The organism is Stappia sp. ABD4_338, assembly GCF_056312175.1.
This window is the reverse complement of the sequence record NZ_CM149982.1, coordinates 331,163-356,542: the sequence shown is the minus strand read 5'-3', so window position 1 is coordinate 356,542 and position 25,380 is coordinate 331,163. Positions and strand designations below refer to the sequence as shown.

At 64.9% G+C, this 25,380-nt stretch carries 22 protein-coding genes; 12 read left to right on the top strand and 10 right to left on the bottom strand.

Features of this window, described 5'->3' with window-relative positions:
• Window positions 1–3: 3 nt before the first annotated feature.
• The 3 genes from rfbF to ACYX4S_RS01565 form a co-directional block, all read right to left on the bottom strand.
• On the bottom strand, window positions 4–774 hold the full coding sequence (rfbF, locus tag ACYX4S_RS01575) for a glucose-1-phosphate cytidylyltransferase (protein WP_476361627.1): 771 nt from the start codon (window positions 772–774) through the stop codon (window positions 4–6).
• Between the two features lie 116 nt (window positions 775–890).
• A complete protein-coding gene (locus ACYX4S_RS01570; RefSeq protein WP_476361626.1) occupies window positions 891–1,820 on the bottom strand; it encodes a glycosyltransferase family 2 protein in 930 nt (309 codons plus the stop codon).
• A gap of 38 nt (window positions 1,821–1,858) precedes the next feature.
• Window positions 1,859–2,866 carry a glycosyltransferase family 10 domain-containing protein gene (locus ACYX4S_RS01565; RefSeq protein ID WP_476361625.1) on the bottom strand — a complete coding sequence of 336 codons (1,008 nt, stop codon included), beginning with the start codon at window positions 2,864–2,866 and terminating at the stop codon, window positions 1,859–1,861.
• Between the two features lie 305 nt (window positions 2,867–3,171).
• Between ACYX4S_RS01565 and ACYX4S_RS01560 the strand changes: the two genes are divergently transcribed.
• The 7 genes from ACYX4S_RS01560 to ACYX4S_RS01530 all read left to right on the top strand — a co-directional run bounded on the left by ACYX4S_RS01560 (window position 3,172) and on the right by ACYX4S_RS01530 (window position 10,691).
• Window positions 3,172–4,200 carry a LacI family DNA-binding transcriptional regulator gene (locus ACYX4S_RS01560; protein WP_476361624.1) on the top strand — a complete coding sequence of 343 codons (1,029 nt, stop codon included), beginning with the start codon at window positions 3,172–3,174 and terminating at the stop codon, window positions 4,198–4,200.
• A gap of 100 nt (window positions 4,201–4,300) precedes the next feature.
• The gene (locus ACYX4S_RS01555) at window positions 4,301–5,611 is read left to right on the top strand and encodes an ABC transporter substrate-binding protein (protein WP_293718152.1); all 1,311 of its coding nucleotides are present in this window, start codon (window positions 4,301–4,303) and stop codon (window positions 5,609–5,611) included.
• Window positions 5,612–5,726: 115 nt separating this feature from the next.
• Window positions 5,727–6,593, top strand: a complete 867-nt coding sequence (locus ACYX4S_RS01550; protein ID WP_293718154.1) for a carbohydrate ABC transporter permease — start codon at window positions 5,727–5,729, stop codon at window positions 6,591–6,593.
• Window positions 6,594–6,603: 10 nt separating this feature from the next.
• Window positions 6,604–7,434 carry a carbohydrate ABC transporter permease gene (locus ACYX4S_RS01545; RefSeq protein ID WP_293718156.1) on the top strand — a complete coding sequence of 277 codons (831 nt, stop codon included), beginning with the start codon at window positions 6,604–6,606 and terminating at the stop codon, window positions 7,432–7,434.
• 13 nt (window positions 7,435–7,447) lie between these two features.
• Complete coding sequence (locus ACYX4S_RS01540) at window positions 7,448–8,455, top strand: ABC transporter ATP-binding protein (RefSeq protein WP_293718158.1); 1,008 nt, start codon at window positions 7,448–7,450, stop codon at window positions 8,453–8,455.
• Window positions 8,452–9,225: an L-iditol 2-dehydrogenase gene (locus ACYX4S_RS01535; RefSeq protein WP_476361623.1), complete on the top strand. Its 774-nt coding sequence runs from the start codon at window positions 8,452–8,454 to the stop codon at window positions 9,223–9,225. The genes ACYX4S_RS01540 and ACYX4S_RS01535 overlap by 4 nt, the downstream gene beginning before the upstream one ends.
• On the top strand, window positions 9,213–10,691 hold the full coding sequence (locus tag ACYX4S_RS01530; RefSeq protein WP_476361622.1) for a mannitol dehydrogenase family protein: 1,479 nt from the start codon (window positions 9,213–9,215) through the stop codon (window positions 10,689–10,691). The genes ACYX4S_RS01535 and ACYX4S_RS01530 overlap by 13 nt, the downstream gene beginning before the upstream one ends.
• 28 nt (window positions 10,692–10,719) lie before the next feature.
• Here ACYX4S_RS01530 and ACYX4S_RS01525 read toward each other — a convergent pair whose 3' ends face one another.
• Window positions 10,720–11,175, bottom strand: a complete 456-nt coding sequence (locus ACYX4S_RS01525) for a YaiI/YqxD family protein (protein WP_476361621.1) — start codon at window positions 11,173–11,175, stop codon at window positions 10,720–10,722.
• A 150-nt stretch (window positions 11,176–11,325) separates the two neighbouring features.
• On the opposite strand from ACYX4S_RS01525, the gene ACYX4S_RS01520 reads away from it, so the two are divergent.
• The 3 genes from ACYX4S_RS01520 to ACYX4S_RS01510 are packed head-to-tail and all read left to right on the top strand — an operon-like array spanning window position 11,326 to window position 16,695.
• A complete protein-coding gene (locus tag ACYX4S_RS01520; RefSeq protein WP_476361620.1) occupies window positions 11,326–11,958 on the top strand; it encodes an ImuA family protein in 633 nt (210 codons plus the stop codon).
• Window positions 11,873–13,351 carry a Y-family DNA polymerase gene (locus tag ACYX4S_RS01515; RefSeq protein WP_476361619.1) on the top strand — a complete coding sequence of 493 codons (1,479 nt, stop codon included), beginning with the start codon at window positions 11,873–11,875 and terminating at the stop codon, window positions 13,349–13,351. Before ACYX4S_RS01520 ends, ACYX4S_RS01515 begins: the two co-directional genes overlap by 86 nt.
• Window positions 13,352–13,365: 14 nt before the next feature.
• The gene (locus ACYX4S_RS01510; RefSeq protein ID WP_476362800.1) at window positions 13,366–16,695 is read left to right on the top strand and encodes an error-prone DNA polymerase; all 3,330 of its coding nucleotides are present in this window, start codon (window positions 13,366–13,368) and stop codon (window positions 16,693–16,695) included.
• Between the two features lie 51 nt (window positions 16,696–16,746).
• Here ACYX4S_RS01510 and ACYX4S_RS01505 read toward each other — a convergent pair whose 3' ends face one another.
• Entirely contained in the window at window positions 16,747–17,910 is a 1,164-nt protein-coding gene (locus ACYX4S_RS01505) for an S-(hydroxymethyl)glutathione dehydrogenase/class III alcohol dehydrogenase (protein WP_293718171.1), read from the bottom strand.
• 134 nt (window positions 17,911–18,044) lie between these two features.
• Between ACYX4S_RS01505 and ACYX4S_RS01500 the strand changes: the two genes are divergently transcribed.
• Together ACYX4S_RS01500 and ACYX4S_RS01495 are read left to right on the top strand one after the other, a co-directional pair.
• Window positions 18,045–19,079, top strand: a complete 1,035-nt coding sequence (locus ACYX4S_RS01500; protein ID WP_476361618.1) for a GlxA family transcriptional regulator — start codon at window positions 18,045–18,047, stop codon at window positions 19,077–19,079.
• A gap of 187 nt (window positions 19,080–19,266) precedes the next feature.
• A complete protein-coding gene (locus ACYX4S_RS01495; protein WP_476361617.1) occupies window positions 19,267–20,424 on the top strand; it encodes a hypothetical protein in 1,158 nt (385 codons plus the stop codon).
• 88 nt (window positions 20,425–20,512) lie between these two features.
• On the opposite strand, the gene ACYX4S_RS01490 is transcribed toward ACYX4S_RS01495, so the two are convergent.
• The 5 genes from ACYX4S_RS01490 to ACYX4S_RS01470 are packed head-to-tail and all read right to left on the bottom strand — an operon-like array spanning window position 20,513 to window position 25,369.
• A complete protein-coding gene (locus tag ACYX4S_RS01490; protein ID WP_476361616.1) occupies window positions 20,513–21,979 on the bottom strand; it encodes an NAD-dependent succinate-semialdehyde dehydrogenase in 1,467 nt (488 codons plus the stop codon).
• Between the two features lie 42 nt (window positions 21,980–22,021).
• The gene (locus ACYX4S_RS01485) at window positions 22,022–22,756 is read right to left on the bottom strand and encodes an ABC transporter ATP-binding protein (RefSeq protein ID WP_293718177.1); all 735 of its coding nucleotides are present in this window, start codon (window positions 22,754–22,756) and stop codon (window positions 22,022–22,024) included.
• The gene (locus ACYX4S_RS01480) at window positions 22,756–23,496 is read right to left on the bottom strand and encodes an ABC transporter ATP-binding protein (protein WP_476361615.1); all 741 of its coding nucleotides are present in this window, start codon (window positions 23,494–23,496) and stop codon (window positions 22,756–22,758) included. The genes ACYX4S_RS01485 and ACYX4S_RS01480 overlap by 1 nt, the downstream gene beginning before the upstream one ends.
• Complete coding sequence (locus ACYX4S_RS01475; protein WP_293718181.1) at window positions 23,493–24,482, bottom strand: branched-chain amino acid ABC transporter permease; 990 nt, start codon at window positions 24,480–24,482, stop codon at window positions 23,493–23,495. The genes ACYX4S_RS01480 and ACYX4S_RS01475 overlap by 4 nt, the downstream gene beginning before the upstream one ends.
• Window positions 24,479–25,369, bottom strand: a complete 891-nt coding sequence (locus ACYX4S_RS01470) for a branched-chain amino acid ABC transporter permease (RefSeq protein WP_293718182.1) — start codon at window positions 25,367–25,369, stop codon at window positions 24,479–24,481. The genes ACYX4S_RS01475 and ACYX4S_RS01470 overlap by 4 nt, the downstream gene beginning before the upstream one ends.
• Window positions 25,370–25,380: the final 11 nt, after the last annotated feature.

Sequence of the window (25,380 nt, the reverse complement as noted above, 5' to 3'; positions counted from 1 at the left end):
GTCCTACCAGACCTTCCAGGGCGCCTTGCCCGAGGCCCACAACGCCTCCAGGTGGTTCTTGTCGCGCAGGGTATCCATCGCGTACCAGAAGCCGTCATGTCGGAAGGCACGCAATTCGTCACGTGCGGCTAGCGTTTCAAGCGGCGCGGCCTCGAAAGGTGTCCCGGACCCCTCGATCAGGTCGACCACCGACGGCTCAAGCACAAAGAACCCGCCATTGATGCGTGCGTTGTCGCCAGCCGGCTTCTCCACGAAGCGGCGGACGCTTTCCCCCTCGACCTCAAGCGCCCCGTAGCGCCCCGGCGGCACCACGCTGGCGATGGTCGCCATCTTTCCGTGGGAGCGGTGAAACGCGATCTCGGAAGCGATGTCGATGCTTGAGACGCCATCGCCATATGTCATGCAGAAAGGTTCGTCAGGATCAAGATAATCTCGAATCGCACGGATGCGCCCACCCGTCATCGCGTCCTGACCGGTATCCACCAGCGTCACCTTCCAGGGTTCGGCATTGGTCTGGTGGTAGCGGATCGAGCCTTTCGCGAGGTCGACGGTGATATCGGACGCATGCAGATGATAGTTGGCGAACCACTCCTTGATCATGTAGCCGCGATAACCAAGGCACACGATGAAATCGTTTACGCCATTGGCGGCGAATATCTTCATGACGTGCCAGAGGATCGGCCGGCCGCCGATCTCGATCATCGGCTTGGGGCGCAGGTGACTTTCCTCGGAGATCCGCGTGCCGAGACCACCGGCGAGAATGACCGCTTTCATCGTGACGAGGCTTTCCGCAAGTTGGCTCCGGGACAGTATTTTCCGATGTCTTAAAGAGTGGACCGGACCATGTCGAGTAAGCTTGCGCTGGGCAACCCACATGCGCCCGGAGGCAGTTAACGCCGCAGGATTCGCGAGCGCATGAATGAGGCCGGCAGAATTCCGCGCTCCACGATACGCATCAGGGGACGGCGCCAGCGCCCGACCAGCGCCTCGTGCCTCCGGCGCGTCTGCATCGCCTCTTTCACGAGCGAGCGCACCTCGTCATCCGGCGAGACCGCACACAGATCCGAAACAAAGGGTTCGAACGAGATTGCAGGCGGGCCGAAATCCTGCGGAAAGGCGTGCCAGTAGCCACGCTTGGAGATCTTCGGCATGGTCTTGATCAGGTGCGAAGCCGAGGTAAAAGCCCAAGGCCTGCTGGCAAGCAGCGCAAAAACGAACACGAGATCCAGCCCCCAGGCGGAAAGGCCATTGGCCTCGTAGTCCTGCAGATGGCGGTTCCATGCCTCCCGGCAATAGTCCGTGCGATGCAGCCCGTAGATCAGGCTGGCCTTTCCAAGAAGCTCCGGCTCACCGAGGTAGCGCAAGAGACGTTCGCGTCGGTCCCTTCCGGCAAAGGTGGAAAAATCCGCAAGCTCCGCCACGATCCGCCCGGACGCATCCTCCAGAACAACACCGCCGAATGCCGACCCCGCTTCCGGGTCCGCCTCAAGCAGGCGAACCATGTCCTCGACGAAGGTTTCAGACAGCCGGTCATCGTCGGCCAGCCACATGAAATAGGGGCTCTCGGCAACCTGAAGCAGCCCGCCGAAGTTGGCATGGGCACCGATGTTCGTCTCATGCCGGAGATAGCTGACACGCGGATCGTCTCCGGCCATCTCGGCGACAACCTCCGCAACCTCACGCGTATCGCTCGGATTCTCGTGCACGAGGATCCGGAGGTTCCGGTAGGTCTGGCCAAGCACCGAAGCAAGCGCCAGACGAAGCTGCCCCGCGCGGCGATAGCATGGCATCCCGATCGTCACGAGCGCCTGTTCTGTCATGATTGCACCCCACCCACCCAATCGTCCCGCCACCGCTGTCACACAGTCGACGGCCCACCCAGAAAACGAGTGAAAAAACCCTTGAAGTGCTTGTTGCTCCGCAGTCGCTCCGCCTTCGCCAGCGGTTCGGAGGAGGCTGGCCCCAGATGCGGGCGCAACAGCGCAAAAATGTTCAGTTCGCCGAGAACCTTCGCGCGTGCCCTGGCAATCGCGGGAAGGTGCGTCTCCCACGGGTCACGTGCAAGCAGGTCACGGATCGTGGCAATTGCCTGCTCCGGCCTGTCTATGTCGATACGCACGAAGGAATCCGCGGGAAGATAGTCCTCCACGTTCGGACATCCCGCATAGACCGGCAATGCCCAGCCGATCAGGGGATCGAACAGCTTCTCCGTAAAGCAGTCCGCCACCATGCAGTTTTCGAGTGCCAGATGATAGCGAAAGCCGTCGATCACCTCCGCCTTGTCGGCAATGGGCTGGAATCCCTTGCCATAGATGATGAAGTCATCACCCAGCTCCCCCTTCAACCGCTCCGCGAAGGCGAGGCGTTCGCGGTGCATCCGCGTCTTCGTTTTCCTCGACAGAACGGTGGTGAGACGCGGCACCTTGCCGGGCGCGGGGCGGAGCGCAAGAAGTTCATCGGCTGTGTTGCGCACGCGCGCGCCGGTTTCGGAAAACTCGACACCATAGAACCAGCCGACACCAGGCGGCGTGCGCACGACCTTGCCGTCATGCTTGTGACGCAGTGTCTGCGGGCCCAGGACGGTGCCGAACTGATCGAGGAAGCCCGGCCGGTAGGACAGGACTTCCGCGGGCTCGGACATGAGAATAATGCGTCGCTCGCGAGGCACTCGCGTCTTGAATCCGTCATCCACGTCGCCATAGACCACGAGCCAGTCCACATCGCCCATGTCTTCGGCATATCCGAAAACCGCATCACCAAGGCGCGAAGACGGACCAAGAACGTCGGAACTCGACCGGAACTGGGGATTGGCGAAACCGACCCGAACAACTCCTTCTCCGCAATCCTCAACGGCAGGCTCGGGCATGGCGGGGAAGATCCGTTCTTGGCGCTTTCAACCCACTGTTGATACACAATATCCCTGCCGAAGGGAATCCGTGTTCGCCTGTGCGAAACGTCATTGTCGGACCGGTGTTCGGTGGACCCTGGAGGCTGCCCGGCTAAGATCGTTCCACACCGGTCGCAGCGGTGCCCGCGACCGCGACTTGACCGGGATGGGATGCAAATCCTACCCTGAGAATAGTTTACGCGCGCAAAATTAAACAACAAACGCGAGCCGCGTCGGGATATCCGGATCCCGCTTTCGGTCGCACGCAGGGACGGCCCCCGGACATGGACGACGGCAAGGTCAGAAACATGGAGGAGTTCGCGACGCTGAGCGGCATTTCCCGCCCGACGGTCTCGAAGTACTTCAACGATCCCGGCAGCGTCCGCAAGTCGACCCGCGAGCGCATCGAGCAGGCGCTGGAGCGTTACGACTACCGGCCAAACATCTACGCCATCAACCAGAACCGCCGCCTGACCAAGACGGTCGGCATCGTCGTCCCCTATCTCGCAGACCCCTTTTTCGCCGAGATCGCCCGCAACATCGAGCGTCGCTGCCTCGACGCAGGCTTCTGGCCCGTCCTGTTCAGCGCCCACGGCTCGCAGGCACTGGAGAACGACATCCTCGACAGCCTGCGCTCGCTGAAGCCCGCCGGCGTGCTCTTCGCCCCGCTTGGGCGCGGCTCGGACCGCGCCGCGGTGGAGAAATTCTGTCGCGACGTGCCCACGATCCTGTTCGACAGCAACATGGACGACATCGGGGAAGCCTTCGTCGGACTGGACAATTTCCAGTCCGTTGGACTGATCGTCGAGTATCTGTGTCGCACCGGGGAACCGCCCTGCTTCTTCGAGATGCACCACCCGTCCAACCCGAACGCCAACAAGCGCCGCGAGTCCTACATCTTCACCATGGAACGCCTCGGCTTCGAGCCGCGCATCATCCGCGCCGAGGGCGAGGGCTGGAACTTCGAGGAGATCGGCCGCGCGGAAGGAACCCGCGTGCTTGCCGAGCGCCTGCTGACCACGGACACCGTCCTTTGCAGCAACGACCGGCTGGCGATCGGCTTCCTCACCGCCTGCTACGAGAACGGCCTCAGGGTCGGACGCGGACAGGGCTGCGCGTTGCGCGTCGCGGGCCACGACGACCACCCCTTCTCACGCTACACATGCCCGCCGCTCACCACCGTCGCGCAGGACTACCAGTCGATTTCAAACCGTAGCGTCGAGGCCCTCTTCGCCCTCGTCGAGGGCGACCGCCCGAAGGTCCGCACCCAGACCCTCTTCAGGGGCGAGCTTGTCATGCGCGACTCCGCCTGATCCTGTTATTTTTACGCGCGTAAACTTTTTATTGACTCCGCGTTTCCTTTCTCGATACGCTCGCCCGGGAGCAAAAAAGTGCACCTAGGGAGGAAACGGGATGCATCTCAAGACGTCACTTCTTGTGGCGAGCGCGCTCACGCTTGCCGCCTTCACCAGCGCACAGGCCGAGACCACGGTCACCATCGCGACCGTCAACAACGGCGACATGATCCGCATGCAGGGTCTCGCGGACGACTTCACGGCCAAGCATCCGGATATCAAGCTCGAGTGGGTGACGCTGGAGGAAAACGTTCTGCGCCAGCGCGTTACTCAGGACATCGCCACCAAGGGCGGTCAGTTCGACGTGATGACGATCGGCACCTACGAGGTTCCGATCTGGGGCAAGCAGGGCTGGCTCGTGTCGCTCGACGACTTGCCCGAGAGCTGGGACGCCGGCGACCTGCTTCCCGCCATGCGCAACGGCCTGACCGTTGACGGCACGCTCTACGCCGCACCGTTCTACGGCGAGAGCTCCATGGTCATGTACCGCAAGGACCTGATGGAGAAGGCCGGCCTGGAGATGCCGGAAGCCCCGACCTGGGACTTCATCAAGAAGGCCGCCGCCGGAATGACCGACAAGGAAAACGAGGTCTACGGCATCTGCCTGCGCGGCAAGGCCGGCTGGGGCGAGAACATGGCCTTCCTGACCGCCATGGCCAACTCCTTCGGCGCGCGCTGGTTCGACGAGAACTGGCAGGCCCAGTTCGACACCCCCGCGTGGAAGAACACCCTCGACACCTACATGGAGCTGATGACCAGCTACGGTCCTCCGGGCGCCTCCACCAACGGCTTCAACGAGAACCTGTCGCTGTTCCAGCAGGGCAAGTGCGGCATGTGGATCGATGCCACGGTCGCGGCGTCCTTCGTGACCAACCCCGAGGATTCCACGGTCGCCGACAAGGTCGGCTTCGCGCTCGCCCCCGACAACGGACTTGGCAAGCGCGGCAACTGGCTGTGGGCGTGGTCGCTCGCCGTCCCCGCCGGTTCCGATGCGACCGAGGCGGCGAAGACCTTCATCGCATGGGCGACCAGCAAGGACTACACAAGGCTCGTGGCGGAGAAGGAAGGCTGGGCGAACGTGCCCCCGGGAACGCGCACCTCGCTCTATGAGAACGAGGCGTACCTGAAGGCCGCTCCCTTCGCCGAAATGACCCTGAACTCGATCAACGCGGCCGACCCGACCAATCCCGCGGTCGATCCGGTGCCCTACACCGGCGTCCAGTTCGTCGCGATCCCCGAGTTCGCCGGCATCGGCACGCAGGTCGGCCAAGAGTTCTCGGCCGCGCTTGCCGGCCAGCAGAGCGTCGACGAGGCCCTTGCCAAGGCGCAGGCGCTGACCACCGACGAGATGGAAGCCGCCGGCTACTGACGACCTTCCTCCCGGCCCGGGAGACGCCAGCCGTCTTCCGGGCCTCCTTTTTTCCTCACGTTCCGCACCTGTCCGCATCATGGCGGCGGTCGCGCGACCCGGGAGGGCATCGGTCATGGCTACTCAGCATTCGCGGTCGGCAGCCAGGGTCATGATGGCACCCGCCGTGGTTCTTCTCCTCGGCTGGATGCTCGTCCCGCTGTTGATGACGCTCTATTTCTCTTTCCGGAAATACCTTCCGATGCGCGGCGGCGACCTGGGGTCCGCCGGGTTCGACAACTACATCCGCTTCGTCACCTCGAGTTCCTTCTGGCCAAGCGTGCAGGCAACGTTGGTCATCGTTGGCGGCGTGCTGCTCATCACCGTGGTCCTCGGCGTGCTGCTGGCCCTGTTGCTGGACCAGCCCATGTGGGGCCAGGGCATCGTGCGCATCCTCGTGATCGCGCCCTTCTTCGTCATGCCGACGGTCTCGTCGCTGGTGTGGAAGAACATGTTCATGGACCCGGTGAACGGCCTCTTCGCCCATCTCTGGGAAGCCTTCGGCCTGACGCCGATCTCGTGGCTGAGCCAGGCATCGCTGTTTTCCATCGTGCTCATCGTCGCCTGGCAATGGCTGCCCTTCGCGACGCTGATCCTGCTGACCGCGATCCAGTCGCTCGACAGCGAGCAGCTCGAGGCGGCCGAGATGGACGGCGCCCCGCCGCTGTCGCGTTTCGCCCACATCATTCTCCCGCACCTGTCGCGGGCCATCACCGTCGTGGTGCTGATCCAGACGATCTTCCTGCTGTCGATCTTCGCGGAGATCTTCGTCACGACGCAGGGCTCGTTCGGCACCCGCACGCTGACCTACCTGATCTACCAGCGCGTCCTGGAAAGCCAGAACGTGGGCCTGGGCTCCGCCGGCGGCATCTATGCCGTCATCCTCGCCAACATCGTCGCCATCTTCCTGATGCGCATCGTCGGCAAGAACCTGGACGCCTGAGGAAACCGACATGGCTCGCAGCACGACAACACGCCGCAAGACGATCAACACGCTGGCCGCATGGGCCGTCGGCCTGCTGATCTTCTTTCCCATCCTCTGGACGATCCTGACCAGCTTCAAGACCGAGGCAACGGCGATCGCCGATCCGCCCGTGTTCCTGTTCTTCGACTGGACGCTGGAAAACTACGCCGTGGTGCAGGAGCGCTCCGACTACATGCGCTTCCTGTGGAACTCGGTCATCATCGCCGGCGGCTCCACGCTGCTCGGCATCCTGGTGGCCGTTCCCGCCGCCTGGTCCATGGCCTTCGTGCCCTCGAAGCGCACCAAGGACATCCTCTTGTGGATGCTCTCCACCAAGATGCTGCCGGCGGTCGGCGTGCTCTATCCGATCTACATCATCTTCATCGAGGCCGGTCTTCTCGACACGCGCATCGGCCTGACGCTCGTGCTGATGCTCATCAACCTGCCGATCATCGTCTGGATGCTCTACACGTATTTCCGCGAGATCCCGGGCGAAATCCTCGAGGCGGCGCGCATGGACGGGGCCAGCCTGAAGGAGGAGATCCTCTACATCCTGACGCCGATGGCGATCCCCGGCATCGCATCGACCGTACTTCTCAACATCATCCTTGCCTGGAACGAAGCGTTCTGGACGCTCAACCTGACGGCCGCCAAGGCCGCGCCGCTCACCGCGTTCATCGCCAGCTACTCGAGCCCCGAGGGGCTGTTCTACGCAAAGCTTTCGGCAGCCTCGACGATGGCCATCGCACCCGTGCTCATTCTCGGCTGGTTCAGCCAGAAGCAGCTCGTGCGCGGCCTGACGTTCGGCGCGGTGAAGTAAAGGGGGGAAAGAAATGGGACAGATCACCCTCGAGAAGGTGACGAAACGGTTCGGCGACGTGGAGGTGATCCCCCCGCTCGACCTGACCATCGGGGACGGAGAATTCACGGTCTTCGTCGGCCCTTCGGGCTGCGGCAAGTCAACGCTTTTGCGCCTCATCGCCGGGCTGGAGGACGTTTCCTCCGGAGCCATCCGCATCGACGGAACCGACGCCACCGACATTCCGCCCGCGAAGCGCGGTCTCGCGATGGTGTTCCAGTCCTACGCGCTTTATCCGCACATGAGCGTGCGCAGGAACATCGCCTTTCCGCTGCGCATGGCCGGCATGGACAAGGCCGAGCAGGACCGACGCGTTACCCAGGCGGCCGAGGTGCTGAACCTCACCGACTATCTCGACCGCCGCCCTGGACAGCTCTCCGGCGGCCAGCGCCAGCGTGTCGCCATCGGCCGCGCCATCGTGCGTGAACCGGAGGCCTTTCTCTTCGACGAACCGCTGTCCAACCTGGACGCCGCGCTGCGCGTGGGAATGCGACTGGAAATAAGCGAGCTGCACGAGCGCCTCAAGACCACGATGATCTACGTCACCCACGACCAGGTGGAGGCCATGACCATGGCCGACAAGATCGTGGTCCTGAGAGCCGGGCACATCGAGCAGGTGGGGTCGCCGCTCGAACTTTACCGCACCCCCCGCAACATCTTCGTCGCGGGCTTCATCGGCTCGCCGAAGATGAACTTCATCTCCGGAGCCGAGGCCTCGAAGCACGGTGCCGAAACCATCGGCATCCGCCCTGAACACATCGACGTCGCCGAGGCCGGGGAAGGTCCCTGGCAGGGGCGCATCGGCGTGGCCGAGCACCTTGGCTCGGACACGTTTTTCCACGTTCACGACACGGGCCTGGCGGACATCGTCACCGTGCGCGCGCCGGGCGAGGTGAGCCTGCGGCACGGCGACCGCATCGGCCTGGTTCCAAGACAGGACCAGATCCACCGGTTCGACAAGGAAGGCTTGAGACTGGAATGAACCGACTTTCGGGAAAAACCGCATTGATCACCGGCGCGGCGCGCGGCATCGGGCTGGCCTTCGCACAGGCCTATGTCCGCGAGGGCGCGCGCGTGGCCATCGCGGACATCGACCTCGACCGCGCCAGCAAGGCGGCCGCCGACCTCGGCGAGGCGGCAATCGCGGTCGGGATGGACGTGACGTCGCAGGAAAGCATCGACGCGGCGGTCGCGGAAACCGTGCGCACGCTCGGGCACATCGACATCCTGATCAACAACGCGGCGCTATTCACCGCCGCGCCCATCGTGGAGATCGACCGCGCCGACTACGCGCGCGTGTTCGACGTCAACGTGTCCGGCACGCTCTTCACCCTGCAGGCGGTGGCGCGTCACATGATCGAGCGCGGCAAGGGCGGACGCATCATCAACATGGCAAGTCAGGCGGGACGACGCGGCGAACCGCTGGTCGCCGTCTACTGTGCGACCAAGGCCGCGGTCATCAGCCTGACCCAGTCCGCGGCCCTCGACCTCGTCAAGCACGGCATCAACGTCAACGCGATCGCCCCCGGCGTCGTCGACGGCGAGCACTGGGATGGCGTGGACGCCTTCTTCGCGCGCTACGAAAACAAGGAGCCGGGGCAAAAGAAGCGCGAGGTGGGCGCATCCGTCCCCTTCGGGCGCATGGGCACGGCCGACGACCTGACAGGCATGGCGATCTTCCTCGCCTCCGACGAGGCGCAATACATCCTGGCGCAGACCTACAATGTCGACGGTGGCCAATGGATGAGCTGATTCCGCTGTCGAACGCGACGCTCGGCAGGTTGCCGGCGACGGTCCGCGTTCCGCGCTACGACCGTTCGGCCCTGACCCCCGGCATCGTCCATGTGGGGCTCGGCAACTTCCATCGCGCGCATCAGGCATGGTACCTGCACCGGCTCTTCGAGAAAGGTCTCGATCACGACTGGGCGATCGTCGGGGCGGGTGTGCGCGCCGCGGACGCCCTTCAGCGCGACAGGTTGCTGGCGCAGGACTGCCTGACGACCCTGATCGAGCTCGATCCGGCCGGGACCTCCGCCGAGGTAACCGGCGCGATGATCGGCTTCGTCGAGGTGGAAGAGGACAACGCCGCGCTGATCCGGCAGATGGCGGATCCCGCCATCCGCATCGTCGCGATGACGGTGACGGAGGGAGGATATTACATCGATCCGCAGACCGGAGACCTCGCGACCGGACACCCCGACATCCTGCATGATGCGCAAACGCCGGAGCGTCCGCGCACCGTCTTCGGCGCCATGGTCGCCGCCCTGCGCGCGCGACGCGACGCGGGGACAGGCCCCTTCACCGGACTGAGCTGCGACAATCTCCAGGGCAATGGCGCGGTCCTGCGCCGGACCGTCGTCGGCCTCGCCCGTCTCTCAGATCCCGACCTGGCAGACTGGATCGACACCGCCTGCAGCTTTCCCAACTCGATGGTCGACTGCATCGTGCCGGCCACGGGCGCCAAGGAGATGGCGCTCGCCCGCGCCTTCGGCATCGATGACCGCGCGCCCGTCACCCACGAGAACTTCCGCCAATGGGTGATCGAGGACGACTTCTGCGCCGGCCGGCCGGCCTGGGAGAAGGTCGGCGTCACCCTCTCGGACGACGTCCACGCCTTCGAGGCGATGAAGATCCGCATTCTCAATGGCGGCCACCAGGTGCTTGCCAACCCCGGCGAGATCCTTGGCCTCGAGACCATCGCGGACTGCATGGCCCATCCGCTGGTCTCCGCCTTCTTCTCCAGGGTACAGGCCGGGGAAATCGTTCCCCAGGTCCATCCGGTTCCCGGCATGACGCCGGAGGCCTACGTGGAACTCATCGAGCGCCGTTTCGCCAACCCGGCGATCGTCGACACGACCCGGCGCGTCGCCTTCGACGGCTCGTCCCGTCACACAGGCTTCCTGCTGCCCGGACTGCGGGAACGGCGCGCGGCGGGTCTGCCGGTCGAGGGACTGGCACTGGCCGAGGCCCTTTGGGCGCGCATGTGCGAGGGCACCCGCGAGGACGGCAGTTCCATCGCGCCCAACGACCCCGACTGGAGCGACTTGCAGGAAGCCGCGAAACGCGCTCGCGAACGGCCCGCCGCCTGGCTTGCCCAGTCACGGATCTACGGCGACCTGGCGCAGGATGCCGGCTTCGCCGATGCCTTCGCGCGCTGGCTCACCCTGATCTGGGAAAAGGGAACGGAAGCCGCCCTCGCCGCCTACCTGGAAGGATGATCGAGGGGCCCGGCTGCAGTGGCACGCCTTACCCTGCCTTGAGCGCCCGCTTCACCGTACTGTCGAGGGACTGCAGGAACCGCGATCGGTCGGCCTTCGAGAAGGACTTGCCGCCGCCCTGGAAGAACGGATCCGATGCCCGGATGTCCTGCATCAGGTCCCGCGTCGCGAGCCGCCCGCCGATGTTGGCCGATGTCAGGGCCTGGCCGTCGTTCTGCACGACCAGCGCCCCGGCCTTCAGGCACCGGTCGGCAAGGGGAATGTCGGCGGTGATCACGACATCTCCCGGGCCGCAGTGCTCGGCGATCCACTTGTCGGCCACATCCGGTCCCTCGGCAACGATCCTGAGCGAGATCAGCGGGTTGCGTGAAGGGCGAATGCCACCGTTGCACACCATGACCACCGGAATGTCGAGGCGGGTCGCCACCCGTTCGACCTCGTCCTTGACCGGACAAGCATCCGCATCGACATAAATGGTCGTCACGTCTTGTATTCTCCTCTGGCTGCGGCTCCATCCGGCAGCCTGCCGCCGGATGGAGCCGTTATAGAAGAATTCAGACAGCAACGACACCTGGTGGCCACGTTCCAGGGCGCAGGGGGTATCGCAAACGGATCGCAAGCTGCGCGAGGCCGGATGAAGATATTTGAAACGCCCACCCTTCACTGCCATCTTGTGCCCATGTCACAAGAACGCCTGACAGCCTTTCCCTTGCGCCACGCGCGGGTCCACGAGGTCTGTGGTCCCTCGGCCCTGACGTTTGCGGCGATTGCGGCGGCCCTCGCCGGGGAGCCGGCGCTTTGGGTGCGCGCGGGCACGTACCACGACACGGTATATCCTCTCGGCCTCATGCCCTTCCTCAATCCCTCGCAGCTTCTTCTCGCCCGGGCGGAAACGCACAGGGACAGCCTGGGCGTGGCCGAGGAGGCACTCAGGAGCGGCGCACTCTCCTTCGTGGTGATCGAGATCCGCCAGCCGCTGGACCTGCGGGAGGGCCGCCGTCTGCAGCTTGCTGCCCGGGCGGGCGGAACGACCGGGCTTTGCATCATCCCCCAGGGAATGGGGTCGAACGCCGCCGAGACCCGCTGGCACGTGGCCCCGCTCTTCGATCCTTCCGGCGAGGACTCGACTCTCATGCGATGGGAAATTATCAAGAACAAAACAGGAACAATTGAGGCCTGGAATGTTCGATGGGATCCGGAAGCGCGTCGTCTCCATGTGGTTCCCCCGTCTCGCAAGCGATCGGGTTCTGAGGGCGCGTCCGGTTGACGGCCCCTTCGCGCTCACGCTGGAAACCGACAACGCGAACCGGCTGTACAGCCTGAACGCCCTGGCCGAGCGTCAGGGCCTCTACCAGGGCATGTCCTTTTCCGATGCCCGTGTCTTCTGCCCCGAACTGCGAAGCGCGCCAGCAGATCCGGCCGCCGACGAGCGTTTTCTCCACGCCCTGCGCCGCTGGGCCCTGCGCTATTGCCCATGGGCCGGGATCGAGGGGCGCGACGGGCTCGTGCTCGACATCACCGGCTCGGCGCATCTTTTCGCCGGCGAGGAGCCGATGCTTGCCGACATGCGCCAGAGGCTCATGCGCGCGGGCCTGTCCGTCCGTCTCGGACTGGGCGACACCCGGGGCGCGGCCTGGGCTCTTGCCCGTCACGGGGAAGGGATCGCCGCGCCAGGCGACCCGCTCGCCGCCCTCGCCCCCCTGCCGGCCGCCGCCCTGCGGCTGGAGGCCGGGACGGTCACCGCGCTGCAGCGTCTCGGCCTGCGCACGGTGCGCGATCTCGAGGGCGCCAGCCGTGCGCCCCTCGCGCGAAGGTTCGGCCCGACGCTCATGCGCCGCCTGGACCAGGCCATGGGCCGTCAGCCGGAGCAGGTCTCTCCCTTGGGCGACCCGCCCCACTACGGTGCGCGCACGACACTTCCCGAACCGATCGGCCTCGTCACCGACGTCATGGGCATCACGGCCCGCTTGCTTGATCGGATATGCGCCGGACTGGCCGAAAACGAGGCCGGGGCACGCATCCTGCATCTCACGCTGCACCGGGTCGACCAGGGCGCCCACACGATTGAACTGCGCCTGGCCCGTCCCGGGCGGGACGCCTCGCGCATCCTGCCCCTGTTCGAACGCGGTATCCGGGATTTCGACGCGGGCTTCGGCATCGATCTCGTGCGGCTCGAGGCGATCGAGGTCGCGCGCCTTCCCCCCGAACAGACCAGCCACACGACAAACGCGCGGACGGACCGGCTCGACGATCTCATCAGCAGGATCGGAACCCGGATCGGCATCGACAATGTCCAGAAGTTCCATCCGGTCGACAGCCATATCCCCGAGCGCGCCTTCGCCCTTCGTCCCGCCTCCGCCCCCCGGGAAGCGGATGGCTGGACGACACCCCGCCCGCGCCCGGTACGCATGTTTTCGCCCGAGCCCATCGCCGGTTCGGGACCGCAACCACCCGGGAGTTTCCGCTGGCGACGCATGTCCTTCACCACGGCCAGGGCAAGCGGACCGGAACGCATCGCTCCGGAATGGTGGCTGGAAAACGAAAGCTGGCACACGGGCCTGCGCGATTACTGGAGGGTCAGCACACACGAGGGACGGCGCCTCTGGCTCTTCTACACCCCCCAGCATCCGGGATGGTTCGTGCAAGGGGAATTCCCGTGAGCCTGCCGGATTCCATGGAGCCCGACGCCCCGGTGCAGGGCTACGCCGAGTTGTGCGTGACATCGAACTTCACCTTCCTCACCGGCGCGTCCCACCCGGAGGAACTGGTGTTGCGCGCGGTGGAACTCGGGCTGGAAGCCATGGCCGTCACCGACCGCAACACGCTGGCCGGCGTGGTGAGGGCCTACTCCGCGCTGAAAACCTTGCGCGAGGAAGCACGGGACGAGTTGCGCGTGCGCTCCAGGCATCGGGTCGACCACAGCTCCCGTCAGGGCAACGCTTCGGCCCCCGACCTGCCAAGGCCGGAAACGGTCCGGCTCCCGAGGCTCATCGTGGGAAACCGTCTCGTGCTGCGTGACGACCCGGTCGAATGGCTCGCCCTGCCGACGGACCGGCCGGCCTACCGGCGGCTTTCGCGCCTCCTGACCCTTGGCAAGCAGCGTGCGGGAAAAGGCGACTGCCTGCTCGACCTCGCGGATCTTGAGGCCGGAGCGGAAGGGCTGCTCCTCATTGCACTGCCGCCGCGCGATCCGACCTGCGCAATCGCGCCCGTGCAAACGCTCTCGCGGCGTTTTCCCGGAAGTGTGTTTCTGGGAGCCTCCCCGCGGTACGACGGCTCGGATCAGCCCTGGTTCGATGCCTGCGCCTCCCTTGCACGCCAGGCAGGCGTGCCCATGGTGGCGGTCGGCGACGTGCTCATGCATCACGCGGGGCGCCGGCAGCTCGCCGACGTGCTGACCTGCATGCGGGAGGGCATCACCATCGACCGCATCGGCACCCGCGCGCTGCCGAATGCGGAACGCCGTCTCAAGGGCGCGGCGGAAATGGCCCGGCTTTATCGCCACCACCCCGACGCCTTGCGACGCACGCTCGACATCGCCGCGCGGTGCCGTTTCGACCTGTCGGAACTCGCCCATGAATATCCCGACGAGGCTTCGCGCGACGAGCCCCCGCAGGCCCGTCTCGAACGGCTCGCACACGCAGGCGTCCAGCGCCGGTACCCGGAAGGTCCGCCGCGGAAGGTTCTCGATCTCCTGGAAAAGGAACTCTCCCTCGTCGCCGAGCTTGAGTACGCCGCCTATTTCCTGACGGTGCACGACATCGTGCAGGAGGCCCGCTCGAGAGGCATCCTGTGCCAGGGGCGCGGGTCCGCGGCCAATTCCATCCTGTGTTACCTGCTCGGGATCACCGACGTCTCGCCGGACATGATCGGCATGGTCGTCGAGCGTTTCATCTCCCGGCATCGCAGGGAGCCCCCCGACATCGACGTCGATTTCGAGCATGAACGCCGCGAGGAGGTGATCCAGTGGATCTACGAGAAATACGGTCGTGACCGGGCGGGCCTTTGCGCCACCGTGATCCACTTCCGCACCCGTGCCGCAATCCGCGAGGTGGGAAAGGTGATGGGGCTCAGTCAGGACATAACCTCAAGCCTTGCCGGCCAGATCTGGGGCATTTCGGACAAGGGGGCGGACCCGGACCATGCGCGCCGGCTGGGTCTCGATCCGCAAAACCGCCGCCTTGCCCAGACCATGCGCCTTATCGGCGAGATCATCGGGTTTCCCCGCCACCTCAGCCAGCATGTGGGCGGCTTCGTCATCACACGCGACCGGCTTGACGAACTCTGCCCCATCGAGAACGCCGCGATGGAAGGGCGCACGGTCATCGAGTGGGACAAGGACGACATCGACGCGCTCGGCATTCTCAAGGTCGACGTCCTGTCCCTGGGAATGCTCACCTGCCTCAGGAAGAGCTTTCAGCTTCTGGCCGACCACGAGGAAAGACATCTCACCCTCGCCACGGTGCCGCAGGAGGACCCGGCAACCTATGACATGCTCTGCCGTGCGGATGCCGTGGGCGTGTTTCAGGTCGAAAGCCGGGCGCAGATGAACTTCCTTCCCCGGATGGAACCCAGGACCTTCTACGATCTCGTCATCGAGGTTGCCATCGTCCGCCCCGGCCCGATCCAGGGCGGCATGGTCAAGCCTTACATCCGGCGGAGGCAGAAGCTGGAGAAACCTGAGCCCTTCGGCCCCGAGCTCGAGGAAGTCACCCGCAAGACACTCGGCGTGCCGCTGTTCCAGGAACAGGCGATGCGGATCGCCGTGGTCGGGGCGGGCTATTCTCCCGAGGAGGCGGACCAACTCCGACGCTCGCTCGCCTCCTTCCGCCGCATGGGAACGATCGACCGGCACCGGGCGCGTTTCGTGAACGGAATGCTGAAGAACGGGTATGCCCGCGAAACGGCGGAGGCGTGTTTCTCGCAGATCGAGGGCTTCGCCGACTACGGCTTTCCCGAAAGCCACGCCGCAGCCTTCGCCATGCTCACCTATGTCTCCTCATGGCTCAAATGCCACCATCCGGCAATCTTCGCCTGCGCGCTCCTGAACTCCCAGCCGATGGGCTTCTACGCGCCGGCGCAGATCGTTCGCGACGTGCGCGATCATGGCGTGGAGGTGAGACCCGTCTGCGTGAACGGCAGCGCATGGGACAACACCTTGGAACGCCGGGCGGACGGAACATGGGCGTTACGGCTCGGCTTCCGGCAGATCAAGGGCTTCCGCGAGGAAGACGCTGGCTGGATCGTGGCAGCGCGCGGAAACGGCTATCCCGATCCGGAAAGCGTCTGGCTGAGGGCCGGCGTCCTTCCGGCCGTGCTCGAACGGCTCGCGGAAGCGGACGCCTTTTCGGGGATGGGTCTCACCCGGCGCGACGCGCTCTGGCAGGTTCGCGCCATCCGGGCTCCCAAGCCCCTGCCCCTCTTCTCAGATCCGCTTGACGGAGAAGGCATCCTGGAGCCGGAGGTGCGCTTGCCGGCCATGCATGTCGGCGAGGAGGTGGTGGAGGACTATGTCGCCATGCGGCTTACGCTGCGCGCCCACCCGATGGGGCTTCTGCGCCCTTCGATCCCGGGCCTCACCCCCCACGACCGGCTGGTCGAAACCCCTTGCAGACGTCTCAGTGTCTGCGGCCTGGTCATCACCCGCCAGCGCCCGGGCACGGCGTCCGGCGTCATCTTCCTGACTCTCGAGGACGAGACCGGCGTTTCCAACATCGTCGTGTGGCCGAAGGTCTATGAGCGCTTCCGCCGCATCGTCATGGGCGGACGGCTGCTGCGCGTTTCCGGGCGGATCGAACGCGAGGGCATCGTCGTTCACGTCATCGCCGACCACATAGAGGACCTGTCCTGCCGCCTTTCCGATCTGGGCCATCCCATGGACGATGCGGTCGGCATCACCCTGCCACAGGCGGACGAGGCGCCACGCCCCCCACGTCCCTCGCCGACGGCCCGCCATCCTCGCGAGCAGGCCCGCAGGCTCTTTCCCAGCCGGGATTTCCATTGACCGGGAAGCATCAAGGGGCGGAGCCCGGCGGCTCCGCCCCTTCCCGTCACCTCAGCCCGAAACGATGGTGCCGGGCAGCGTGCCCGCAAGCATGGTCTCATCGGGCCGGAAATGGATGACGGAGCGGATCGACTTGCCCGCATGCAACAGATCGAAGGCGGTGTTGATCTGCTCGTGGGTCATGTTGTGCGTGATGTAGGGATCGACGTCGAAATCACCGCGAAGCCACTCGTCGACCATGCCCGGAAGCTGGCTGCGCCCCAGCACGCCGCCGAAGGCCGACCCGCGCCAGACCCGGCCCGTCACGAGCTGGAACGGCCGCGTGGAGATTTCCTCGCCCGCGCCGGCCACGCCAATCACCGTGCACTCGCCCCAGCCCTTGTGACAGCACTCGAGGGCGGCACGCATCACATTGACGTTGCCGATGCATTCGAAGGAATAGTCCACGCCGCCGTCGGTCATCTCCACGATGACCTCCTGGATCGGCTGGGAGAAGTCAGCGGGATTGATGCACTCGCTTGCCCCCAGGGCCCGGGCCAGCGCGAACTTGTTCGGGTTCGTGTCGATACCGATGATCCGGCTGGCACCGACCATCCTTGCCCCCTGGATCACGGCCATGCCGACCGCGCCAAGACCGAAGACAGCGACGGTCGCGCCCGGCTCGACCTTCGCGGTGTTGCGCACCGCACCCATCCCGGTCGGAACGGCGCAGCCCATCACGCTGGCCTTGGCAAGCGGCGCCTCCTTCGAGATCCTGGCCACCGCGATTTCCGGCAGCACCGTGTACTCGCTGAAAGTGCTCGTTCCCATGTAGTGATGGATCATCTTGCCCTTGTAGGAGAACCGCGAGGTGCCGTCGGGCATGACGCCCTGTCCCTGCGTCTTGCGGATCGTCTGGCAGAGATTGGTCTTTCCCGACCTGATGTAGGGGCAGTCGGGATCCTCGGGCGTATAAAGGGGGATCACGTGATCGCCGACGGAAACCGAGGTCACGCCGCGCCCGACCTCCTCGACGATACCGACGCCCTCATGCCCGAGAACGGCCGGGAACAACCCTTCAGGATCGCGTCCCGACAGGGTGAACATGTCCGTATGGCAAAGGCTCGTGGTGACGATGCGGACAAGCACCTCTCCGTCCCTGGGCCCCTCGAGGTCGATCTCCTCGATCTCCAGCGGACGGTTCGGCTCCCAAGCGATTGCAGCACGCGTTTTCAAGATCTTGCTCCTTCTCTACACATTGAAGGGCAAGTTATCTTATAACACCCAGGCGCCGAAGGAGGACGACCGGTCAGATCCGGCCAAATGACACACCAACCCGGCCTGCGAAGGACCAAGCGATGACGCGGAGCATGACGGCCACACGGCAATCGACGGACCGGACCCACCGCGTCCACCTCGTGCTCTATCCGGGCTTCAAGGCGCTCGAGGCCGTGGGCCCCTTGAGCGTGATGAGCTACGCCAATCAGCACCTGCGCGCGGCCGGCCATGCCGGCGGCTATGACGTGACCATCATGGCGAGCGAACCCGGACCCGTGCGGTCCGACACGCTCATGTCGCTCGAAGCCTCCGCCTCGCTTTCAGACGAGACCGCGCTCGGCACCGTGTTCATCGTGGGCGCGGCGGATATCGAGGCGGCACTCGGCCGAGAACCGCGTCTCGTGGACTGGTGCCGACGCCGTGCGTTCGACGCGGAAAGGTTCGCGGCACTTTGCACCGGCAGCTTCTTTCTTGCCGCGGCCGGCGTTCTGGATGGCAAGAGGGCGGCCACCCACTGGAACTACGCCCAGCGCCTGCAGGCACTGTTTCCCGGACTTCAGGTGGATGCGGACGCGATCTTCGTTCAGGACGGCAACCTCTGGACATCCGCGGGCGTGACGGCGGCGATCGACCTCGCGCTCGCCTTTGTCGAGCATGACTTCGGGCGCGACATCGCGCTGCGGGTGGCGCGCGACATGGTGATGTATCTCAAGCGCCCCGGCGGCCAGTCACAGTTCAGCACCGTCCTGACCACCCAGATGACGGGCTCGGTCGGCATGCGCGACATCCAGACATGGATGGGCGCGAACCTCGACCGGCGCATCACCCTGGAAGACATGGCCGCCAGGGCCGGAATGAGCGTCAGAAGCTTCACCCGCGCCTTCGCGGCGGAACTGGGCGTGTCTCCCATGGTCCATCTCGAGCAGCTGCGATGCGAGCGGGCGAAAACCCTGCTTCTCGACACCGACCTGCCCATGAAAAACGTGGCCTTCCGCGCGGGCTTCAGCTCCGACGAACAGATGAGGAAGGTGTTTCGCCGGCGCTTCGCCTTGACGCCAAGGGACTACCGCGAGCGCTTCAAGACAACACAGGTGGCGCCGGCGCCAGCGGCCACCCCGGCCGCCTGAAGCACGCCCGGCACGGATGCGGCCGTTGGCCGCTTCCCGAAACGGCGATAGTTTGCCCGATATCGCAAGATCCGAAGCTGAGAGGCCCAAACGGGACCGATTCCGGCCTCGAAGAACGAGAAAGCAATACGTGAAGCGACTTGTAATATACTGCCCAGGATATGACCTGCGCCCGACAAGTCAGAGCGTGCGGCTTGTTTTTTCAGAATTCGAGACGTTTCTGAAAATCCGGAAGCTGGACGGACAGCTTTCCGATTTCCACGATGGCCTCGCTCCCGGAAAATCCGCCGCAACCTGGGCGGGCCATGTGGACTGGCCCGAAGGACCGGTCGATACCCGGTTCGTGCAACTCGGCTGGCGGGACGTGATGAAGCCCGACTTCGCCCGGCCGTGGCTGCGCACGCTGAAGGACGCACTCCGCTCCTCGTTCCTCTACGCGCGCGCCGGAGGCTACACCGCCACATTGAAGAGCAACTGGGGGCACGGTCTCTTCTGCCTGTACCCCGTTATCGGGATCGTTCTGTATCTCCTGGCGTCGGTCCTGCCGCCGATCCTTCTGGCGCCTGCCATTCTTGCACATGCGGGCGCGACCGTTTCCAACGACATCTCGAGCGCCTTCGCCTGGGGAGTGTTTCTGTGTGCCGGCAGCCTCTGGCTGGCAGCCGTTTACGCCTTCGTCCGCTGGCTGGAGCCGAAAAGCTACTTTCGCTATCTCGTCAACAGCTGGCACTTCATGGCCCGGCTCGCAAAAGGCGAGCATGCCGTGATGCAGGCGCGGATCGAGGAATTCGCCGATTGCATCGTGGACCTGGAGGCGGGGGCGGAGGACAACGAGGAACTCGTTTTCGTGTCGCACAGCTGCGGCACATTCGTCGCGATCTACGTTCTCGCCGCCGTCTTGCGTCGCAATCCGGACATCGTCCGGCGTCCCGGCGGATTTGCCTTCGTCACGCTCGGCCCCGCCTTTGACTGCCTGGGCGGTTTCGGAGCGGACGGCGGCTTCGGCCGGGCGATGAAGACCGTCGCGCGGTCCGGCGTCGACTGGACGGATCTCTACGCACCGCATGATTTCCTGTGCGGCGGCCGAACGTCTCCCGTCGAACGATATTCATGGCCGGCCTGCGCGGGCGAAAGCCTGCCCGAGCCGCGTCGGTTCAGCGTGCGCGTGCCCGACAGGCTGTCACCCAAGGACTTTCGCTATCTGCGCTTCCGCTATTTCCAGCTGCACTTCTGCTATTTCCTGACAACGGTCCGCCCGGGGCTCTTCGACCTCTATCGCCTTGCGCTCGGCCCCAGACCGGCACGCCTCCAGCTTGAGTCGTGGCAAAGGCGCGCGGAAGACTAGGCGCTAATCCGTACAGGATTTCCGGGATGCGGATTAGCGACCGGCGGCTGACCGACACTCTCGCGTGCCGCCCAGCCGCCGGCAGGGATCAGGAAACCCCGCCGATGCACAGGTACTTCAGCTCAAGGTAATCCTCCACGCCATGACGGGAGCCTTCGCGGCCAAGCCCGGACTGCTTGATCCCGCCAAACGGCGCGACCTCGGTCGAAATCAGGCCGGTGTTGATGCCGACCATTCCCGACTCCAGCGCCTCCGCGACCCGCCAGATGCGGGCCATGTCACGGCTGTAGAAATACGAGGCGAGACCGAACTCGGTATCATTGGCGAGCCCGATGACCTCGCCCTCGTCCTCGAAGCGAAAGAGCGGCGCCACGGGGCCGAAGGTTTCCTCGCGGGCAACCTTCATCTCGGTGGTGACACCGGTGAGAACCGTCGGGCGATAGAAGGTCCCGCCGAGATCCGAACGGCTTCCGCCCTCAAGCACTTCGGCACCCTTTTCCAGCGCGTCGGCCACATGGTCCTCGACCTTCGCGAGCGCCGCGTCGCTGATGAGCGGACCGACGGTCACGCCCTCGGCGAAGCCGTCACCGACCTTCATGGCGCGGACCTTCTCCGCCAGCTTCTCCGCGAAGCGATCGTAAATGCCCGACTGGACGTAGATCCGGTTGGCGCACACGCAGGTCTGGCCGCCATTGCGGTATTTGGCGATCAGCGCGCCCTCGACCGCCGCGTCCACATCCGCATCGTCGAAGACGATGAAGGGAGCGTTGCCGCCGAGTTCCAGCGACATCTTCTTGATGGTGTCGGAGCACTGGCGCATCAGGATGCGACCGACGCGGGTCGAACCGGTGAAGGTGATCTTGGAGACCTTCGGATTGGCGCAGAGCTCCGCGCCGACGCCTGCGGAATCCGACGAGGGAACCACGTTGAAGATCCCGGCCGGGACACCGGCACGCTCTGCCAGGACAGCCATCGCCAGTGCCGACAAGGGCGTCAGCTCCGCCGGACGGGCAACGAAGGAACAGCCAACGGCGAGCGCCGGGGCGACCTTGCGCGCGATCATCGCATTAGGAAAATTCCAGGGCGTGATCGACCCGACGACGCCAACCGGCTGCCGGATCACGACGATGCGCTTGTCCTGCTGATGACCGGGGATCGTCTCGCCGTAGATGCGTTTCGCCTCCTCCGAGAACCACTCGATGAAGGAAGCGCCATAGAGGATTTCGCCGCGTGCCTCCGGCCAGGGCTTGCCCATCTCGGCGGTCAGGATGGTGGCGAGATCGTCCGCGTTCTCGATCATGAGATCGAACCAGCGACGCAAGACCGCCGCACGCTCCTTGCCGGTGAGCGCCGCCCAGCCGGGCTGCGCCGCGTGGGCGGCATCCACCGCTCGGGCGGTGTCCTGCGGTGTGAGATCCGCAACCTCGGCGACCAGTTCTCCGGTTGCGGGATTGCGGACGGGAAAGGTCTTCCCGGTCTCGATCCAGGCTCCGTCGACATAAGCCCGTGTCTCGAGCAGGGACGGATCCTTCAGGGTCAGCTGGGCGTTTGCCATGCCATCTCCCGTTTGCGTTTTCGATGCGACCGCCGATCGCGGTCAGATTCCCAGATAGGCCTTGCGGATGCGGTCGTCATGGAGGAGGTCCTTCGCGGCCCCCTCGATCTCGATGACACCCGAGGCCATGACGTAGGCGCGTTCAGCGCTATGGAGAGCAAGTGAAACATTCTGTTCCACCAGCAGGACTGTAACGCCCGACTGGTGAATGTCGAGGAAGCGCTGGTGCATTTCCTCCACCACCAGCGGAGCAAGGCCGAGGCTGGGTTCATCGAGGATCAGCAACTTGGGATCCAGCATCATGCCCCGCCCGACGGCCACCATCTGCTGCTCGCCGCCCGACATCGAGCCGGCAAGCTGGGTTCTGCGCTCCCTCAGCCGCGGGAAAAGCTCGTAGACCCGTTCGAGCGCATGATGGGCATGGGCCGGATTCGCATGCGAATAGGCCCCCATCTTCAGGTTTTCCTCGACTGTCATTTCGGGGAACACGTGTCGCCCCTCGGGCACATGGGCGATGCCGAGGCCGGCAATCTCATGCGCCTTCAGCCGCGTCAGGTCCTCTCCCTCGAAGGCGATCCGGCCCTCGCATCTGGGCAGGAGCCCGGAGATGGCGCGCAGGAGCGTGCTCTTGCCGGCCGTGTTCGCGCCGATCACTGCCACGAACTCGTTGCGATCAACCTTCAGCGACACGTCGTGAAGGACCGGCTGGGCGCCATAGCCCGCCGTCAGCCCGGCGATTTCAAGAAGCGCGTCGCGTCCGTTTGCGGATGCCGACATCAGTGCCCCTCCCCTTCGGTCGAGAAATTCGCACCCAGATAGGCGTCGAGCACCTTCCTGTCGCTGGCGATCTGTTCGGGAGTCCCATCGGCGATCATCTCGCCGAAGTTCAGCACGACAAGCCGCTCGCAGAGCTTCATGACGGCCTTCATGTGATGCTCCACCACGATAAAGGTCATGCCCTCGTCGCGCAGGCCCCGCACCAGATCGATGATCTCCTCCATCTCCGCGGGCGTAAGCGCGGCCATGACCTCATCAAGCAGGAGGAGCTTTGGCGAGGTGCAAAGGGCACGGGCCACCTCCACGCGCGCCCGTTCGGGGAAGGAAAGGTCCCCCGCCTTCTTGTCCGCGATGGCGCCTATGCCGACCCGTTCGAGGGTTTCCGCCGCAAACGCGCGCGCATCCGACAGGCTCCGGTTGACGAGACCACCGGTCACGACGTTGTCCAGCACGGTCGATTCCGCGAAAAGCGCCACGTTCTGGAAGGTCTTGGTGAGACCCGCCGCGGCGATGCGATGGGGCTTCAGCCCTCCGATGGGCTTTCCGTCGAAGATCACCTCCCCCGAACTTGGCGGATAGATGCCCACAAGAACGTTGAAGAGCGTGGTCTTGCCGGCACCATTCGGGCCGATGAGGCCGATGATCTCGCCGGGCGCGACAGAAAACGTGATTTCAGAGTTCGCCACCAGGCCACCGAAGCGGCGGGTGACGTTTCGAACATCAAGGAGCGGTCCGGTCATGTGCGCTGCCTCCCGATGAACCTGTCACGCAGGGACTCGAACAGCGAGATCAGGCCGCGCGGATTGAGAAGGATGACGACGATCAGGAGGACGCCATAGGCGAACTGCGAGAGGCCCGCGATCGAGTTGCCGAGATAGGAGTTGGCCATCTCCTCCAGCGGGATAATGACGAATGCGCCGACCCAGGGACCGAACAGCCTGCCCGCTCCGCCAAGGATCACGATCAGCGCCATCTTCACCGAGATCGTGGCCACACCGAAGATCGTGTCGGGATCGAAGAAGAACTGGAACTGGGCGTAGAGCGTGCCCAGTGCCGCCGTCAGAACGGCGGAGAGAAGCGACGCGTATAGCTTCACCCGGTAGGTGTCGACGCCGATGACCTCCGCCGCCGTCTCGTTCTCCTTGATCGCCCGGAGCCTGAAGCCGAAAGCCGACGTCTGGACCAGCCAGAAGACGAGCGACACGAGAAGAACCGCTCCCAGGAACAGGTAGTAGTTGGGCAGAACGGTCTGGAACTGCAGTGCCCAGATGCCCGCGTCGGGACGATAGGGAACGGAAATGCCGACCGGCCCGCCGGTGACGCTGCTCCAGGAGTTGGCGACGACGCGCGCCACCTCTCCGGCCGCAAGTGTCGCAAGCGCGAAGTAGTGTCCCTTGAGACGCAGCGTCGGCACGGACAGCACCAGGGCGAAAAGGGCGGCGAGCACCATGCCGACAACCGCCCCCAGGATCGGCGAGATGCCGAAGGAGCCGAACAGGATGGTCGAACTGTAGGCGCCGATTCCGAAGTAGGCCGCGTGGCCGAGCGAGATCTGGTTCGCGAGCCCGCCAACGATGTTCCAGGCCTGGCCCATGGCACAGAACAGCAACATCAGGCACAGGATGCGCAGCGTGTAGCCGAAGGGATCGAGCCCGAGCGGCGCGACGATCAGCAGCACGATGACGGCCGCAAGGGCCGCGAGTGAGAAAGTGTTTGTCCGGGTCATGAGCGCCTCCGGGCAACGATGCCTTCAGGGCGCAGGGCGAGCACGAGGATGAAGACCACGAACAGCGCCAGGTTCTGAAGCTGGATCGGCATGAACAGGGCGGAAACGGACTGGATCACGCCCACCGCGATACCGCCGATGATCGCGCCCGTGACCGAACCGAGCCCTCCGAGCACGACGACGGTGAACAGGAGCACGGCGTAGCTGGAGCCCACGGCCGGAGACGCGGTGATGTAGGGAAGCACCACGGATCCGCCGAAGGCGGTGGTGCCGACACCCAGTCCGAAGGCGACCGCATACATCAGGTCCGTGTTCACACCCATCAGCTTGGCGGCCATGGGATCCTGCGATGTCGCACGCATGGCCGTGCCGAAACGGGTCCTGTTGAGGAACAGCCAGACAGCCCCTCCCGACAGCAGCGCCATGATGAACGCATACAGCTTGTCCATCCCGATCAGCACCCGCTCCGCGCCATAGGTGAAGAGCGTCAGGGACTGGGTCTGGTAAGGCGTCGTGACCGAACGATACTCGGCACCCATGATCATCAGCGCCGCGTTTTCGAGCGCGAACAGCATGCCGACCGTTAGGAAGATCTGCGCCACCTGCGGCGCACCGAGAACCGGGCGGATCAGCACGCGCTGCACCACCATTCCGAAACCGAAGGTGACCGCGAGAGCGATGAACGCGCCGAACAGCGGATCAATGCCCAGGAAATGCCAGCAGAGCCAGCCAATGAACATGCCGATCATCATGAATTCCGCATGCGCGAAGTTCACGATGTGCATGACGCCGAAGACGAGACTGAGACCGATGGCGAGCACCGCGTAGACGCCGCCGATCATGATCCCGTCCACCAAAGTCTGAAGCAGGATGATCAGGTATTCCATTATCCCCTCAC

Excerpts from the sequence above, each read along its gene's own strand:
- rfbF (WP_476361627.1), bottom strand. The coding sequence starts at position 774 with ATGAAAGCGGTCATTCTCGCCGGTGGTCTCGGCACGCGGATCTCCGAG.
- ACYX4S_RS01570 (WP_476361626.1), bottom strand. The coding sequence starts at position 1,820 with ATGACAGAACAGGCGCTCGTGACGATCGGGATGCCATGCTATCGCCGC.
- ACYX4S_RS01565 (WP_476361625.1), bottom strand. The coding sequence starts at position 2,866 with ATGCCCGAGCCTGCCGTTGAGGATTGCGGAGAAGGAGTTGTTCGGGTC.
- ACYX4S_RS01560 (WP_476361624.1), top strand. The coding sequence starts at position 3,172 with ATGGACGACGGCAAGGTCAGAAACATGGAGGAGTTCGCGACGCTGAGC.
- ACYX4S_RS01555 (WP_293718152.1), top strand. The coding sequence starts at position 4,301 with ATGCATCTCAAGACGTCACTTCTTGTGGCGAGCGCGCTCACGCTTGCC.
- ACYX4S_RS01550 (WP_293718154.1), top strand. The coding sequence starts at position 5,727 with ATGGCTACTCAGCATTCGCGGTCGGCAGCCAGGGTCATGATGGCACCC.
- ACYX4S_RS01545 (WP_293718156.1), top strand. The coding sequence starts at position 6,604 with ATGGCTCGCAGCACGACAACACGCCGCAAGACGATCAACACGCTGGCC.
- ACYX4S_RS01540 (WP_293718158.1), top strand. The coding sequence starts at position 7,448 with ATGGGACAGATCACCCTCGAGAAGGTGACGAAACGGTTCGGCGACGTG.
- ACYX4S_RS01535 (WP_476361623.1), top strand. The coding sequence starts at position 8,452 with ATGAACCGACTTTCGGGAAAAACCGCATTGATCACCGGCGCGGCGCGC.
- ACYX4S_RS01530 (WP_476361622.1), top strand. The coding sequence starts at position 9,213 with ATGGATGAGCTGATTCCGCTGTCGAACGCGACGCTCGGCAGGTTGCCG.
- ACYX4S_RS01520 (WP_476361620.1), top strand. The coding sequence starts at position 11,326 with ATGAAGATATTTGAAACGCCCACCCTTCACTGCCATCTTGTGCCCATG.
- ACYX4S_RS01515 (WP_476361619.1), top strand. The coding sequence starts at position 11,873 with ATGTTCGATGGGATCCGGAAGCGCGTCGTCTCCATGTGGTTCCCCCGT.
- ACYX4S_RS01510 (WP_476362800.1), top strand. The coding sequence starts at position 13,366 with ATGGAGCCCGACGCCCCGGTGCAGGGCTACGCCGAGTTGTGCGTGACA.
- ACYX4S_RS01500 (WP_476361618.1), top strand. The coding sequence starts at position 18,045 with ATGACGGCCACACGGCAATCGACGGACCGGACCCACCGCGTCCACCTC.
- ACYX4S_RS01490 (WP_476361616.1), bottom strand. The coding sequence starts at position 21,979 with ATGGCAAACGCCCAGCTGACCCTGAAGGATCCGTCCCTGCTCGAGACA.
- ACYX4S_RS01485 (WP_293718177.1), bottom strand. The coding sequence starts at position 22,756 with ATGTCGGCATCCGCAAACGGACGCGACGCGCTTCTTGAAATCGCCGGG.
- ACYX4S_RS01480 (WP_476361615.1), bottom strand. The coding sequence starts at position 23,496 with ATGACCGGACCGCTCCTTGATGTTCGAAACGTCACCCGCCGCTTCGGT.
- ACYX4S_RS01475 (WP_293718181.1), bottom strand. The coding sequence starts at position 24,482 with ATGACCCGGACAAACACTTTCTCACTCGCGGCCCTTGCGGCCGTCATC.
- ACYX4S_RS01470 (WP_293718182.1), bottom strand. The coding sequence starts at position 25,369 with ATGGAATACCTGATCATCCTGCTTCAGACTTTGGTGGACGGGATCATG.